The 14605-nt window shown below is 71.9% G+C and carries 12 protein-coding genes; 8 read left to right on the forward strand and 4 right to left on the reverse strand.

Translation table 11 applies throughout. The features are described 5' to 3' along the window. Positions 1 to 81: 81 nt before the first annotated feature. Positions 82 to 1059 carry an SMP-30/gluconolactonase/LRE family protein gene (locus ABTY98_RS02640; RefSeq protein WP_352219032.1) on the forward strand — a complete coding sequence of 326 codons (978 nt, stop codon included), beginning with the start codon at positions 82 to 84 and terminating at the stop codon, positions 1057 to 1059. A gap of 53 nt (positions 1060 to 1112) precedes the next feature. On the opposite strand, the gene ABTY98_RS02645 is transcribed toward ABTY98_RS02640, so the two are convergent. Further along, positions 1113 to 4487 (reverse strand): pyruvate carboxylase, encoded by a 3375-nt coding sequence (locus tag ABTY98_RS02645; protein ID WP_352219033.1) that lies wholly within the window; start codon positions 4485 to 4487, stop codon positions 1113 to 1115. A gap of 109 nt (positions 4488 to 4596) precedes the next feature. Continuing rightward, positions 4597 to 5505, reverse strand: a complete 909-nt coding sequence (locus tag ABTY98_RS02650; RefSeq protein WP_352219034.1) for a hypothetical protein — start codon at positions 5503 to 5505, stop codon at positions 4597 to 4599. 231 nt (positions 5506 to 5736) lie between these two features. On the opposite strand from ABTY98_RS02650, the gene bla reads away from it, so the two are divergent. From bla to ABTY98_RS02685, 7 genes are all read left to right on the forward strand, one after another. Next, a complete protein-coding gene (gene bla / locus ABTY98_RS02655) occupies positions 5737 to 6612 on the forward strand; it encodes a class A beta-lactamase (RefSeq protein WP_352219035.1) in 876 nt (291 codons plus the stop codon). A 180-nt stretch (positions 6613 to 6792) separates the two neighbouring features. Continuing rightward, positions 6793 to 8415, forward strand: coding sequence for a sensor histidine kinase (locus tag ABTY98_RS02660; RefSeq protein WP_352219036.1), 1623 nt, complete (start codon positions 6793 to 6795; stop codon positions 8413 to 8415). Then, positions 8412 to 8819, forward strand: a complete 408-nt coding sequence (locus tag ABTY98_RS02665) for a roadblock/LC7 domain-containing protein (RefSeq protein ID WP_123979438.1) — start codon at positions 8412 to 8414, stop codon at positions 8817 to 8819. The genes ABTY98_RS02660 and ABTY98_RS02665 overlap by 4 nt, the downstream gene beginning before the upstream one ends. Next, on the forward strand, positions 8816 to 9163 hold the full coding sequence (locus ABTY98_RS02670) for a DUF742 domain-containing protein (RefSeq protein ID WP_352219037.1): 348 nt from the start codon (positions 8816 to 8818) through the stop codon (positions 9161 to 9163). Before ABTY98_RS02665 ends, ABTY98_RS02670 begins: the two co-directional genes overlap by 4 nt. Then, positions 9144 to 9770: a GTP-binding protein gene (locus tag ABTY98_RS02675; protein ID WP_471501596.1), complete on the forward strand. Its 627-nt coding sequence runs from the start codon at positions 9144 to 9146 to the stop codon at positions 9768 to 9770. Before ABTY98_RS02670 ends, ABTY98_RS02675 begins: the two co-directional genes overlap by 20 nt. Next, positions 9767 to 10975, forward strand: coding sequence for a cytochrome P450 (locus tag ABTY98_RS02680; protein WP_352219038.1), 1209 nt, complete (start codon positions 9767 to 9769; stop codon positions 10973 to 10975). The genes ABTY98_RS02675 and ABTY98_RS02680 overlap by 4 nt, the downstream gene beginning before the upstream one ends. Positions 10976 to 11045: 70 nt before the next feature. Then, positions 11046 to 12272, forward strand: coding sequence for a cytochrome P450 family protein (locus tag ABTY98_RS02685; RefSeq protein WP_352219039.1), 1227 nt, complete (start codon positions 11046 to 11048; stop codon positions 12270 to 12272). On the opposite strand, the gene ABTY98_RS02690 is transcribed toward ABTY98_RS02685, so the two are convergent. Both ABTY98_RS02690 and ABTY98_RS02695 read right to left on the reverse strand, forming a co-directional pair. After that, entirely contained in the window at positions 12269 to 13432 is a 1164-nt protein-coding gene (locus tag ABTY98_RS02690) for an NAD-dependent formate dehydrogenase (RefSeq protein ID WP_352219040.1), read from the reverse strand. The genes ABTY98_RS02685 and ABTY98_RS02690 overlap by 4 nt on opposite strands. Before the next feature lie 105 nt (positions 13433 to 13537). Beyond that, entirely contained in the window at positions 13538 to 14470 is a 933-nt protein-coding gene (locus ABTY98_RS02695; protein ID WP_352219041.1) for a LysR family transcriptional regulator, read from the reverse strand. Positions 14471 to 14605 lie beyond the last annotated feature (135 nt).

Raw genomic sequence — 14605 nt, forward strand, 5'->3', positions numbered from 1 at the left:
TGACACGGGCCGGGGCCGACCAACCGTCATGTTTGTGTGACCGGTACGCCGGAGCCTTGCGCTCCCGTCGAAAGAGGTCACATGCCCCGATTTCTCCGCCCGGCCGCCGTCGTCCCGGCCGCGGTCATGATCGGCCTGCTCGCGGCGGCTCCGGCCGCGAGCGACGAGCCGGTCGTCTCGAACGCCCACGTCATCGCGCACTTCGATCTGGCCAACGGGCAGACGCCCGAGAACCTCGTCACCGAGCGGGGCGGCTCGGTCGACGTGACCTTCGCGTTCGCCCGGCAGGTCGCCAAGGTCACCCGGGAGCGCCGGGTCCGGGTGCTCGCGACCCTGCCCGCCGAGAACAACGCCCGCACGTCCCTGATGGACGGCGCCGTCACGCTGGGCCTGGCCCGCGCCCACGACGGCACGCTGTATGTCAACTACGCCACCGGCACCGGCAAGACCGGCGTCTGGCGCATCCCGGCGGGCGGCGGCACACCCGAGCAGATCGCCCAGCTGCCCCCGGGCGGCCTGCCCAACGGGCTCGCCCTCGACGAGCGGCACGGCGTGCTCTACGCCGCCGACTCGGTACTGGGCACGGTGTGGCGCATCCCGCAGACCGGCGGCACGCCGACGGCCTGGGCCACGGGCACGACGCTCAGGGGGCTGCCGGCCCCGGCTACCGGCTTCGGCGCCAACGGGATCAAGGTGCACCAGGACGCGGTCTGGGTGACCAACAGCGACCGCGGGACACTGCTGCGCATCCCGGTCGGCGCCGACGGCTCGGCAGGGACGATCGAGACGCGGGCGACCGGCCTCACCGGCGTCGACGACTTCGTCTTCCCCGGGCACTCGGACGTCGTGCTCGCCGCGCTGAACCCGTCCAACGAGGTCGTCCTGGTCCACCCGGACGGCGCCCGCGCCACTGTCCTCACCGTGCAGGACGGCCTGTCCAACCCGACCTCGCTGGCCGTGAACGGCCGCGATGTGTTCGTGGCGGGCGGCGCCTACTCCACCCAGCGCGACCCGAACCTGCTGAAGGCGCATCTGCGCGCGCACTTCGCCCGCTCGTAGCCGAGGAGGGGAGGGCCGGCACGGACCGGCCCTCCCCTCACCCCGGCCCAGGCTCAGGCGATCTCGACCAGCAGGTCGCCGCCCTCCACCTGCTGGATGCGGTTGATGGCGATCCGGGAGATCCGGCCGGCCTTCGGGGCGGTGATGGTGGCCTCCATCTTCATGGCCTCGATCGTGGCGACCGTGGCGCCCGCCTCGACCTCCGCACCCTCGTTCACGGCGAGGGTGACGACTCCCGCGAAGGGGGCCGCGACATGGCCGGGGTTGGCGCGGTCGGCCTTCTCGGTGGCCGGGATGTCGGAGGCGGCCGCCCGGTCGCGGATCTGGATGGGCCGCAGCTGGCCGTTGAGGGTGGACATCACCGTGCGCATACCGCGCTCGTCGGCCTCGCCGATGGCCTGGAGTTCGATGAGCAGCCGGACGCCGGGCTCCAGGTCGACTGCGTACTCCTTGGCCGGGCGCAGGCCGTAGAAGAAGTCCTTGCTGTCGAGGACGCTGGTGTCGCCGTAGGTCTGGCGGTGGGTCTCGAACTCGCGGGTCGGGGCCGGGAACAGCAGCCGGTTCAGGGTCGCGCGGCGGTCCTTGGCGAGGCCCTCGCGGTCCTCGGTGCTCAGCTCCGGTACCGGCTTGGCGGCGCCGCGGCCCTGGAGGGCCTTGGTGCGGAACGGCTCGGGCCAGCCGCCGGGCGGGGTGCCCAGCTCGCCGCGCAGGAAGCCGATGACCGAGTCGGGGATGTCGAACCTGTCGGGCGTGGCCTCGAAGTCCTCCGGGCTCACCCCGGCGCCGACCAGGTGCAGGGCGAGGTCGCCGACCACCTTCGAGGACGGGGTGACCTTCACCAGCCGGCCGAGGATACGGTCGGCGGCCTCGTACATCGCCTCGATGTCCTCGAAGCGGTCGCCGAGGCCGAGTGCGACGGCCTGGGTGCGCAGGTTGGAGAGCTGGCCACCGGGGATCTCGTGGTGGTAGACGCGGCCGGTCGGGGAGGCGAGGCCCGCCTCGAAGGGGGCGTAGACCTTGCGGACGCTCTCCCAGTACGGCTCCAGGTCCTCGATCGACCGCAGGTCGAGCCCCGTGGGACGCTCCGAGTAGTCGGTCGCGGCCACGATCGCCGACAGGGAGGGCTGCGAGGTGGTACCGGCCATGGAGGCCACCGCGCCGTCCACCGCGTCCGCGCCCGCCTGGATCGCGGCCAGGTAGGTGGCCAGCTGGCCGCCCGCCGTGTCGTGGGTGTGCAGGTGGACGGGCAGGCCGAACTCCCGGCGCAGTGCCGAGACGAGCTTCGCGGCGGCCGGGGCGCGCAGCAGACCCGCCATGTCCTTGACGGCGAGGATGTGCGCACCGGCCTCGACGATCTGCTCGGCGAGCCGCAGGTAGTAGTCGAGGGTGTAGAGCCGCTCGTCCGGGTTGGACAGGTCTGCCGTGTAGCAGAGGGCGACCTCGGCGATCGCGGTGCCCGTCTCCCGTACGGCCTCGATGGCGGGGCGCATCTGGCCGACGTCGTTGAGGGCGTCGAAGATGCGGAAGATGTCGATGCCGGTGGCGGCGGCCTCCTGGACGAAGGCGTCGGTCACCTCGGTCGGGTACGGGGTGTAGCCCACGGTGTTGCGGCCGCGCAGCAGCATCTGGAGGCAGATGTTGGGGACGGCCTCGCGCAGGGCGGCCAGGCGCTCCCAGGGGTCCTCGGCGAGGAAGCGCAGCGCGACGTCGTAGGTGGCGCCGCCCCAGCACTCCAGGGAGAGCAGTTCGGGCAGGGTGCGGGCGACGACCGGGGCGACGGCGAGGAGGTCCCTCGTGCGCACCCGGGTGGCGAGCAGGGACTGGTGGGCGTCGCGGAAGGTGGTGTCGGTGATGCCGATGGTCGGCGACTCGCGCAGCCGGCGGGCGAAGCCCTCCGGGCCGAGCTCGACCAGGCGCTGGCGGGAGCCCGCGGGCGGCTCTCCGGCCGGCAGCGGGGGCAGCTTGGTGGTCGACTCGATCAGGTGGGGGCGCTCGCCGTGCGGCTTGTTGACGGTGACGTCGGCCAGATAGGTGAGCAGCTTGGTGCCGCGGTCGGCGGAGGAGCGGGCGGTGAGCAGGTGCGGGCGCTGCTCGATGAACGAGGTGGTGATCCGCCCGGCCTGGAAGTCCGGGTCGTCCAGGACCGCCTGGAGGAAGGGGATGTTGGTGGCCACACCGCGGATGCGGAACTCGGCGACGGCACGCCGGGCACGTCCGATGGCGGCCTTGAAGTCCCGGCCCCGGCAGGTGAGCTTCACCAGCATCGAGTCGAAGTGCGCGCTGATCTCCGTACCCGCGTGGGTGGTGCCGCCGTCCAGCCGGATGCCGGAGCCGCCCGGAGAGCGGTAGGCGCTGATACGGCCGGTGTCGGGGCGGAAGCCGTTGGCCGGGTCCTCGGTGGTGATTCGGCACTGGAGGGCGGCGCCGCGCAGCTTCACGGTGTCCTGCGACAGGCCGAGGTCGGCCAGGGTCTCGCCGGAGGCGATACGCATCTGGGCCTGGACCAGGTCGACGTCGGTGACCTCCTCGGTGACCGTGTGCTCGACCTGGATGCGGGGGTTCATCTCGATGAAGACGTGGTTGCCCGCGCGGTCGAGGAGGAACTCCACGGTGCCGGCGTTGCGGTAGCCGATCTCGCGGGCGAAGCGGACGGCGTCGGCGCAGATGCGGTCGCGCAACTCCGGGTCGAGGTTGGGCGCCGGGGCCAGCTCGATGACCTTCTGGTGGCGGCGCTGGAGCGAGCAGTCGCGCTCGAAGAGGTGAATGACGTTGCCCTCGCCGTCGGCGAGGATCTGCACCTCGATGTGGCGCGGGTCGACGACGGCCTTCTCCAGGAAGACGGTCGGGTCGCCGAACGCGGAGGCCGCCTCCCGGGAGGCCTGTTCGATGGACTCGCGCAGCGCGGCCGGGTCCTCGACCCGGCGCATTCCGCGGCCACCGCCGCCGGCGACGGCCTTCACGAACACCGGGAAGCCGATCTCGTCGGCGGCACAGACCAGTTCGTCGATGTCGTTGGAGGGCTGGGAGGAGCTGAGCACCGGTACTCCGGCAGCGCGGGCGGCGGCGACCGCGCGGGCCTTGTTGCCGGTCAACTCCAGCGTCTGGGCGCTCGGCCCGACGAACGTGATGCCCGCCTCCTCGCAGGCGCGGGCTAGTTCCGGGTTCTCGGAGAGGAAGCCGTAGCCCGGGTAGACGGCGTCGGCCCCGGCCCGGCGGGCGGCGCCCACGATCTCCTCGACGGAGAGATAGGCCCGTACCGGATGGCCGGGTTCCCCGATCTCGTAGGCCTCGTCGGCCTTCAGCCTGTGCAGCGAGTTGCGGTCCTCATGAGGGAACACGGCGACCGTACGCGCGCCCAGTTCATAGCCCGCGCGGAATGCGCGGATGGCGATCTCTCCACGGTTGGCGACCAGCACCTTGCGGAACATCCCTGGATCCCTTCAGCCTGCCGGCGACAAACACCATGGTGTCAGCCGCGCCCTGCCGTAGCCCGCGCAACATTAGGGGTTGCCCGGACCGGCTGAAGTGCGAAAACCATCACATTGACGTCGTTGAGCAGTTCGGCGGGTCGGCCGCGTGACTTATGGGGTTTCGGGGAAGCCGAGAGGGTTGGGGAGTCTCAGGGGACCCGGAGCGACGGTACGGGCTGGTGCGGTGGCCCGGATGGGACACGGGCGGGTCGGGCCGGTGGACGGGCGGGTCGGGCCGGGGCGGGGCCGGACGGGTGCCGAGGCGATCGGCGAGCCGGGCCGGGACCCGGAGCCGGCGGCCGCGCAGCAGGCCGAGGACGATCGCCGCGGCCACGGCGATCAGGTGCTCGCGGCCGGCGAGGTTCGGTACGGCGATGGACTCCCACACCATCGAGCCGCCGGTCAGCGCGAAGACGACGGGCGCACGGCGGACCACGGCCAGATAGGTGAACAGGCCCACCACTGCGGCGGACGGCCCCGTGTCGAGGATCCGGCCGGCCTCCGGGGGCAGGCCGAAGCCCCACCACCCGGGGCCCAGCGCGACCATCACACGGGCGGTCATGGTGCCGGCCAGGGTGGTGAGGTACGCGACGGCGAGGGTCCGGGCGCGGCCCAGGCTGAGTTCGGCGAGGGCGAAGGCGAGGAAAAGCTGGGTGATGCCGGCCCAGACGGGGAGGTCGAGCGCGGGGACGTAGAGCGAGATCGGGGTGCGCAGCAGGGACCGCCACAGGGGAAGGTCGGCGGTGACACCGCCCAGGTGCCATACCAGCCTTCTGCCGAAGGGGTGCTGGGCGATGTCGTGGAAGAAGATGACACCGAACGCGGCCACGAACGCCAGCACGATCCCGGAGAGACCACGCCGTACGAGCTGCCGTACCGGCTCAACCACGATGCTGTGCCATTCGTCGCGCAGCGTGCGCCGCACGAACCGGGCCGCACGCGCGGCCGCCGTCCCCCAGCTTCCGTTCCCCGTCATGAAAGGCATCGCCCCCTCGATACCGGCCCCCTGCCGTCGGGCCTGCGCCCCCCAAGAGGCTCTCCGCTCCCCGGCCGTTCCACGCGCATCGTAGAGACGTTCGGATCATTTGCGACGATGCGGGAGCTACTGCCGGTTGGATACCGGCGTCGGGTTTATCACCCGCCCACGACGCAACCTCCAGGGGAGTGATCGCGTCCCCCTCATCGAAACCTCGGTAAAGGAGTGGTAATGCAGCAGCCGTCGCGGCGAACTGTGCTGACCGCGGCCCTGGGAACCGCACTGCCCGCCCGCACGACTCCGGACACCGCGAGCAGATTCCGGGCACTGGAGCGCGAGCACCGGGCCCGGCTGGGGGTGTTCGCCTGGGACACCGGCTCGGGGGCCCGGGTCCGCCACCGCCCCGGCGAACTCTTCCCGATGTGCTCAGTGTTCAAGACGCTCGCGGTCTCCGCCGTGCTGCGGGACCTGGACGAGGACGTGCTGAGTCAGGTCGTCCACTACGACGAGAGCGATGTCCAGAAGTCGGGCGGCGCGCCGATCACGGGCAAACCCGAGAATCTCGCCGCCGGAATGACGGTGGCGGAGTTGTGCGGAGCGGCGATCTCGTACAGCGACAACACTGCGGCGAACCTGTTGCTGGAGCAACTGGGCGGGCCGGTGGCGGTCACGCGGCTGTGCCGTTCGATCGGGGACCGGGTGACGCGGCTCGACCGGTGGGAGCCGGAGCTCAACTCCGCGGAGCCCGGCCGGGTCACGGACACCACCTCTCCCCTGGCCATCGGCACCAGCTATGCGCGGCTGGTCGTCGGGGGTGCCCTGGACGGCGCGGACCGGCGGCGGCTCACCGGCTGGCTGCTCGCCAACACCACCGGAGGGGAGCGGATCCGTGCGGGGCTCCCCGCGGACTGGACCGTCGGCGACAAAACCGGAACGGGCGCCTATGGCACCGCCAACGATGTCGCGATCGCCTGGCCCCCGGGCCGTGCCCCGGTCGTCGTCGCCGTCCTCTCCACCCACACCGACGCCGCCGCCCAGGCCGACTCGGCGCTGGTGAAGGAGGCGACCGCCGTGGTGGCGGACGCGCTCACACGAGGCGATTCGTGAGTTCGTTCGCAGTCGGGACACAGCAAGTCGCCTGCCGTGGCAGCGCTTTCCTGCAAGGAGAGCGGAACTGTTCTGTTTCGATCACGAACTCTCGTATAGTGACGGCCAGTTCAGCACCGAGCGTCACTTCTCCTTCACCGGAACAACATCCCTACCCGCTCCGAGGACCAGACCGGACCGATGACCGCGCCCACGCACCCCGGCGATCGACCTGCCCTTCGTACGCTCGTTCCGACCCTCGCGCTGACCGCGGTGGTGTCGGCCCTCGTGGTCGTCGCCGCGGTGACCGCCGCGCCGGCCTCGGTCCGCACGCCCCTCGCCCTGGGGGCCAGTGCGGCCGCCCTGGTGCTGTGCGCGGCGGTGACCTGGGCCGTCCACTCGGCGCGGGCCGCCCGGCGCGCCCGGCGCCGGCTGGAGACGGTGAGCCAGGACATCGGCCGGCTGCTCCAGCAGCAGGCCCGCACGACCGAGGAGGCGCGCCAGGAGCACCAGCGGCTGATCGACGAACTGGCCCAGCAGCGCAGCGAGTTCTCGGCCTCCTTGGAGCAGGAGCGGGCGCGGATCCAGGAGGGCAGCAGTCAGGAGCTGGACCGGTACCGGCAGGAGAACGCCCGGCTCGCCGCCGAGCTGGAACAGGCCTCCCGGGAGCGGGCCGCGGCGATCGCCGCGGCAGGCAACGCGGCCGGCCGGATGCAGGCCCTGGCCACCGCCACCCTCGCCGACCTGCGGGCCATGGAGGAGCGGCACACCGACGAGGACGTGCTCGCCGACCTGCTGCACCTCGACCACCGCACGGCCCAGGCGGGCCGGATCGCCGACTCCATCGCCGTACTGACCGGGTCGCGTTCGGGCCGCCGCTGGGCGCGTCCGATCAGCATGGAGTCCATCCTGCGCGGTGCGATGGGACGCATCAGCGGCTACCGCCGGGTGCGGGTGCACTCGGTGAGCGAGACGGCCGTCACCGGCCACGCGGCCGAGGGTGTCATGCATGCGCTCGCCGAACTCCTCGACAACGCGGCCAACTTCTCGCCCCCGACGGCCGAGGTCCACGTCTATGTGGAGGAGGTGCCGGCCGGGGTCATCGTGTCCGTGGAGGACAGCGGGCTGGTGATGGGCGATGTCCAGCTGCGCCGCGCCGAGCGGGCGGTCGCGGGTGACACCTTCGGGCTGGGCGGTCTCACCGGCACCCGGCTCGGCCTCGCGGTGGTCGGCCGGCTGGCCGGCAAGCACGGTCTGAAGGTGTCGTTCCGGCCGTCGGCCCGCGGTGGCACCGGGGTGCTGATGCTGGTCCCGCAGGACCTGCTGACCCGCCCGGTCGCCGGCGAACCCGCGCTGCCGAAGCAGCCGGAGTCTCCCGAACCGGTGCCTGCCGCGCCGGATCCGACACCCGTCCACGAGTCCGCGGAGCCCGACGAGGACGAGGACGGATCCACCGGCCTGCCCAGGCGGCGCCGCGGCCGGACCCTCGCCGAGGCCGAGCGCCGGTCGGCGCCCCAGCCGGCCGAGCCGCGGCCGGCGCCGGCCGCCGAGGACGCCCGGCTCCGCGCCTCCCGCTTCAACAGCTTCCGGCAGGCCGTCCGCCCGGCCGCAACCGACTCCGCCGAGGTCCGCGGAGCACCCGACCACCCCGCCGAGGCCTTTCGCGCGCCGGACTCCGTCGAGGTCCCGGGCGCGGCGGACGCCGCCACGGCCCCGTACACCCCCACTCCGGCGCACGACCCGGCCCCCGCGCCCCACCCGGAGTCCGGCCCCGATCCCACGTCCCACCCACACGCGCACCCGGAAGGCGACACCACTCCATGACCGGCAGGACCACCGCCGACGACAAGCTCACCTGGCTCATCGAGGGCCTCCTGGAGCGCACCCCCGGCGCGCGGCACGCCCTGGTGCTCTCCCGCGACGGGCTGAAGCTCTGCCGTACTCCGGAGCTCTCCGTCGACCAGGCCGACCAGCTCGCGGCGATCGCCGCCGGCATCCAGTCGCTGTCGCACGGAGCGTCCGTCGAGTTCGGCGACGGCAGCGGTGGCGTGCGGTCGGCGATGACCGAGTTCTACGGGGGCGTGCTGTTCATCGTGGAGGCCGGCGAGGGCGCTCATCTGGCCGTGGTGACCAGCGAGGACGCGGACCCGGGGCTGGTCGGGCACAACATGAGCGAACTGGTCGAGCAGCTCGGCGAACACCTGACCGCGCAGCCCCGCACGTCATGAGCAGGCCCGGCAGGGACGACGCTCCCGACCGCCTGTACACCATCACCGGCGGCCGCAGCAGCACCGGACCCGACAGCCCCTTCGACCTGGTCACACTGGTCGTCGCCGAGTCGGAGCCGGCCCCCGGCATGCAGTCGGAGTACGCGGCGATCCTGCGGCTTGCCGAGTTCCCGACCGCGGTGGTGGAGATCGCCGCGGAGCTGAAGCTGCCCGTGAGCATCACCAAGGTCCTGCTGTGCGACCTGCAGGCGGCCGGCCGGGTCAGCGCCCGCCATCCCCACCGGCCGGCCATCACCGACCCCGACATCCTGGAGCAGGTGCTCGTTGGACTCCGCAACCTCTGACGCGCGCACCCCGTTGGGTGCCTCCGCCGACAACGGTTTCAAGATCGTGGTCGTGGGCGGCTTCGGCGTCGGCAAGACCACCCTGGTCCGTTCCGTCAGCGAGATACGTCCCCTCAACACCGAGGAGACGATGACCCAGGCCGGCGAGGAGATCGACGACATCCGCGAGGTGCGCGGCAAGTCCGCCACCACCGTCGCCTTCGACTTCGGCCGGATCACGCTGGACGCCCGCAATGTGCTGTACCTGTTCGGGGCGCCGGGCCAGGAGCGGTTCTGGTTCCTGTGGGACCGGCTGTTCTCCGGCACCCTCGGGGCGGTCGTGCTGGTCGACACCCGGCGGATCGACGACTCCTGGTACGCCATCGACCGGCTGGAGAAGCACGGCACCCCGTTCGTCGTCGCCTGCAACGACTTCGGCGGGCCCGTGCACACACCCGAGGACGTCCGGCACGCGCTGGACCTGGACCCGCACATCCCGCTGGTCAACTGCGACGCCCGGTCCCGGGAGTCCGGCAAGCAGGTGCTGATCACGCTGGTCCAGCACGTCAAGAACCGGTACGCCGGCCCCTCGGCACCGGCGGACCTGCCCCGACAGGAGTTCGTGTGACCCCCGAAGCCGTGCCGCTCAGCGGCCCCCGGTTCCAGACCGAACCCGCGCGTCTGTACCGGGAGATGCGGCGCGAGCACGGCGCCGTGGTCCCCGTCATGCTCGACGGGGACGTGCCGGCCTGGCTGGTGCTCGGCTACCGCGAGCTGCACCAGGTGACCGGTGATCCGGTGCTGTTCAGCCGGGACTCCGACCTGTGGAACCAGTGGGACATCATCCCCGCCGACTGGCCGCTGCTGCCGATGATCGGCCGCAAGCAGCCGTCGATCCTCTACACCGTCGGCGAGCGGCACCGCGAGCGCGCCGGGATGATCAGCGACGCGCTGGAGGCCGTCGACCCCTTCGAACTGCGGGGTCACGCCGAGCGGTTCGCGGACGAGCTGATCGACGGGCTGTGCACCAGCGGCGAGGCGGACCTGGTCGGCCAGTACGCGATGCTGCTGCCGGTACGGGTGCTCGCGCAGCTGTACGGCTTCTCCGACGAGGAGGGCCCCGGCCTGGTCACCGCGCTCAACGACATGATCGACGGGCGTGAGCGGGCGATCGCCGGGCAGACCCATCTGGCCACTTCCATGGCGCAGTTGCTGGCCGACCGGAAGGCGGACCCGGCCGACGACGTGGTGTCGCGGATGCTCCAGGACAAGAGCGGGTTCAGCGAGGAGGAGATCGCCCAGGACCTGATGGTGATGATGGCGGCCGGGCACCAGCCGACCGCGGACTGGATCGGCAACTCGCTGCGCCTGATGCTCACCGACGACCGGTTCGCGGCCTCCCTGTTCGGCGGCCGCAACAGCGTCGCCGAGGCGATGAACGAAGTGCTGTGGGAGGACACCCCCACCCAGAACGTGGCCGGCCGCTGGGCGTCCCGCGACACCCAGCTGGGCGGCCGCCGCATCCACGCCGGTGACCTGCTGCTGCTCGGGCTGCAGGGTGCCAACTCCGATCCGCAGGTGCGCACCGACGCCTCCGCGCTGACCGGCGGCAACAACGCGCACTTCTCCTTCGGGCACGGCGATCACCGTTGCCCGTTCCCGGCGCAGGAGGTCGCCGAGGTGATCGCCCGGACCGGTATCGAGGTCGTCCTCGACCGGCTGCCGGACATCGACCTGGCCGTGCCCGCCGAGTCCCTCACCCGCCGGCCCTCGCCCTGGCTGCGGGGGCTGACCGAGCTTCCCGTCCGGTTCACGCCCGTACCCACCCTGTAATCCACACCGACGGTCAGGCGCAGCACCGATTGGCGCAGTACTCCGACCCTGCCCTGGGAGGCATGTCACGATGACGACCGGTACCGAACACGCCCGGATCGCCCTCGACCCCTTCGTCACCGACCTGGACGGTGAGAGCGCGCGGCTGCGCGCCGCCGGTCCGCTCGCCGCCGTGGAACTGCCCGGCGGGGTGCCCGTCTGGGCGGTCACCCGTCATGCCGAGGCCAAGGCGCTGCTCACCGACCCGCGTCTGGTCAAGGACATCAATGTATGGGGTGCCTGGCAGCGCGGGGAGATCCCGCCGGACTGGCCGCTGATCGGGCTCGCCAACCCGGGCCGTTCGATGCTGACCGTGGACGGCGCCGACCACCGCCGGATGCGCGCGCTGGTCGCGCAGGCGCTCACCCCACGCCGGGTGGAGCAGATGCGGGAGCGGATCGAGAAGCTCACCCAGGATCTCCTGGACGCGCTCCCGGCGGACCAGGAGACCGTCGACCTCAAAGCAGCCTTCGCCTATCCGCTGCCCATGTACGTGGTCGCCGACCTGATGGGCATCGACGAGGCCAAGCTCCCCCGTCTGAAGGTGCTGTTCGAGAAGTTCTTCTCCACCCAGACCCCGCCCGCGGAGGTCGTCGCGACCCTCACGGAGCTGGCGCAAATCATGGCGGAGACGGTCGCCGCCAAGCGGGCCGAGCCCGGCGACGACCTGACCAGCGCGCTGATCCTGGCCTCCGAGGACGGCGACCACCTCACGGACGAGGAGATCGTCTCCACCCTGCAGCTGATGGTGGCGGCGGGGCACGAGACGACGATCTCCCTGATCGTCAACGCCGTGGTCAACCTCTCCGCCCACCCCGGCCAGCGCGCCAAGGTGCTCTCGGGCGAGGTGGACTGGTCGGCGGTGGTCGAGGAGACCCTGCGCTGGTCCACCCCCACCTCGCATGTGCTGATCCGCTTCGCCACCGAGGACGTGCCGGTCGGCGACAGGGTGATCCCGGCGGGCGACGCGCTGATCGTGTCGTACGCCGCGATCGGCCGCGACGAGCAGGCGCACGGGCCGAGTGCCGGGGAGTTCGACATCACCCGGGAGGCGAAGAACCGGCACATCTCCTTCGGGCACGGCCCGCATGTCTGCCCCGGCGCGGCCCTGTCCCGGCTGGAGGCGGGCGTCGCGCTGCCCGCCCTCTACGACCGCTTCCCCGGCCTGGACCTCGCGGTTCCGGCGTCGGAGCTGCGCAACAAGCCGGTGGTCACCCAGAACGACCTCTTCGAGCTGCCGGTCCGGCTCGGCTCCTAACTGGTCCTGACGGAGTACGACTTGGCTCCCGTGCCGGCCAGCCCGCCGCCGTCGACGATCAGGTACTCGTCGCGGATCGGCCGGCCGGCGAGCCAGGACTCCAGGATCTCCCGGGTGCCGGCCGCGTAGCGGGCCTGCGCGGAGAGGCTGGAGCCCGAGATGTGCGGGGTCATCCCCTGGTGCGGCATGGTGCGCCACGGGTGGTCGGCGGGCGCGGGCTGCGGGAACCAGACGTCGCCCGCGTACCCGGCCAGCTGCCCGTTGCGCAGCGCCCGGTCGACGGCGTCCCGGTCGGCGATCCGGGCCCGCGCGGTGTTGATGAGATACGCGCCGCGCTTCATCGTGCCGATCAGTTCGTCGCCGAACAGGCCCTCGGTCTCCGGGTGGAGGGGCGCGTTGACGGTGACGACGTCGCAGTGCGGGACCATGGCGGCCGCGCTCTCGTGGAACGTCAGGTTCAGCTCGCGCTCGACGGACTCGGGCAGCCGGGCGCGGTCGGTGTAGTGCAGCTGCACGTCGAAGGGCGCGAGGCGGCGCAGCACCGCGAGACCGATCCGGCCGGCGGCGACCGTGCCGACGTGCATACCCTCCAGGTCGTACGAACGGCTCACGCAGTCGGCGATGTTCCAGCCGCCGTCGAGCACCACCTGGTGCGAGGGCAGGTAGTTGCGGACGAGCCCCAGGATCACCATCACCACGTGTTCGGCGACGCTGATGCTGTTGGAGTACGTCACCTCGGTGACCGTCACTCCGTGGGCGATCGCGGCGTGGAGGTCGACGTGGTCGGAGCCGATGCCGGCGGTGATCGCCAGCTTGAGGTTCCTGGCGGCGGCGATCCGCTCCGGGGTGAGGTACGCCGGCCAGAAGGGCTGCGAGATGACGACGTCGGCGTCGGCCAGCTCACGGTCGAAGACGGAGCCCGTCCCGTCCTTGTCGGAGGTGACGACGAGGGTGTGGCCGGCCTTCTCCAGGAAGGAGCGCAGGCCGAGTTCACCGGATACGCTGCCGAGCAGGTGGCCCGGGGGGAAGTCGATCGCCTCGGGGGTGGGGGTGGTCTGGCCGCCCGGGTAGTGGTCGATGACGGGGATGTCGTCGCGGGCGTAGGTCTTCGGGTATCCGTCGGTCGGGTCGTCGTACAGGACGCAGAGCACCTTGGCCATGGTGGCGTCTCCTCAACTCCGTTGCGGATGGCTTGCCTTCACGATCCTCGGGGGCAACTGCGCAGGTCAAAGCGAACTTTGTTATGTGGTCGTAGCCCGCGTCTATCAGTCGCGGCCGTCCAGGTGGGCGGTCAGCAGGCTGTCGAGCGCGTCCCGCAGCCGCGCCTGACGGGCGACCTTCACCAGGGCCTCGGCGAGCACGGACTGGGGTTCGCTGCGGGCGACCACGAGGCCCACCCGCGGACCGTGGGCCGGGCCCGCCAGGGGGACCACGCGCATGCCCGCCGGCACACCGAACATGTGCAGCCAGGCGTGGGAGATCACACTGGACCAACGGCCGCCGGGGAGGTGGGCGTAGAGCCCGGCCACACTGTCGGACTCGATCGCCGGGACCGGTGCGGCGCCGTCGGCGGCGAAGCACTCGTCGATGATCCGTCGGTTGCGCATCCGCGGTCCGAGCAGGCACAGCGGGAGGGCGGCGGCCTGGGACCAGGTGGCGGCGACCATGTCGCCGAGGGGGCCGCCGACCGGGGTGAGCAGGACGTAGCGCTCCTCGTAGAGCGGGAAACGGCGGACCTGTCGCAGCTCGTCGTCGTCCAGGTAGGTCATGGCCGCGTCCAGCTCGAAGTCCGTGAGGCCGCGCCGGATGTCGGCGGACGACAGGGACTCCATCGCCACCCGGGCGTGCGGATGCCGGTCGCAGAAGGGGCCGGTGAGCAGCGAGGCGACGGGGACCACGGTGGGGATGATCCCGAGACGCAGGGTGCCCGTCAGGCCGTCCCGCAGCGCCGACAGCTCCTGGCGCAGCGCGTCCCGCTCGGCGAGGATGCGGTGCGCCCACGCCAGCACCAGCTCGCCCTCGGGGGTCAGGCCCTCGTAGCGGCGGCCCCGGCGCACGATCGGCACACCGAGTTCGTGCTCCAGCCGCCGGATCGCGGCGGACAGCGAGGGCTGGGAGACATGGCAGGCGGCCGCCGCCCGGGCGAAGTGGCGCTCCCGGGCCAGCGCGACGAGGTATTCGAGCTGGCGCAGCAACATGCGGGCTCCCCGGAAGGCTGGGCGGCGATCACGGTCCTGGGGTCTACATCTACCGGATCGGCGGCGCCGCCCGTTTGACTTCGAGTGCTCTTGAATTTGACTTCGAGTGCTCTTGAAGTCGTAGCGTCCACGGCG

The organism is Streptomyces sp. NPDC096040, from assembly GCF_040303265.1.
Classification (GTDB): domain Bacteria; phylum Actinomycetota; class Actinomycetes; order Streptomycetales; family Streptomycetaceae; genus Streptomyces.

Bases quoted from the DNA above. Each gene is read 5' to 3' on its own strand.
- ABTY98_RS02640 (WP_352219032.1), top strand. From the start codon at position 82: ATGCCCCGATTTCTCCGCCCGGCCGCCGTCGTCCCGGCCGCGGTCATG.
- ABTY98_RS02645 (WP_352219033.1), bottom strand. From the start codon at position 4,487: ATGTTCCGCAAGGTGCTGGTCGCCAACCGTGGAGAGATCGCCATCCGC.
- ABTY98_RS02650 (WP_352219034.1), bottom strand. From the start codon at position 5,505: ATGACGGGGAACGGAAGCTGGGGGACGGCGGCCGCGCGTGCGGCCCGG.
- bla (WP_352219035.1), top strand. From the start codon at position 5,737: ATGCAGCAGCCGTCGCGGCGAACTGTGCTGACCGCGGCCCTGGGAACC.
- ABTY98_RS02660 (WP_352219036.1), top strand. From the start codon at position 6,793: ATGACCGCGCCCACGCACCCCGGCGATCGACCTGCCCTTCGTACGCTC.
- ABTY98_RS02665 (WP_123979438.1), top strand. From the start codon at position 8,412: ATGACCGGCAGGACCACCGCCGACGACAAGCTCACCTGGCTCATCGAG.
- ABTY98_RS02670 (WP_352219037.1), top strand. From the start codon at position 8,816: ATGAGCAGGCCCGGCAGGGACGACGCTCCCGACCGCCTGTACACCATC.
- ABTY98_RS02685 (WP_352219039.1), top strand. From the start codon at position 11,046: ATGACGACCGGTACCGAACACGCCCGGATCGCCCTCGACCCCTTCGTC.
- ABTY98_RS02690 (WP_352219040.1), bottom strand. From the start codon at position 13,432: ATGGCCAAGGTGCTCTGCGTCCTGTACGACGACCCGACCGACGGATAC.
- ABTY98_RS02695 (WP_352219041.1), bottom strand. From the start codon at position 14,470: ATGTTGCTGCGCCAGCTCGAATACCTCGTCGCGCTGGCCCGGGAGCGC.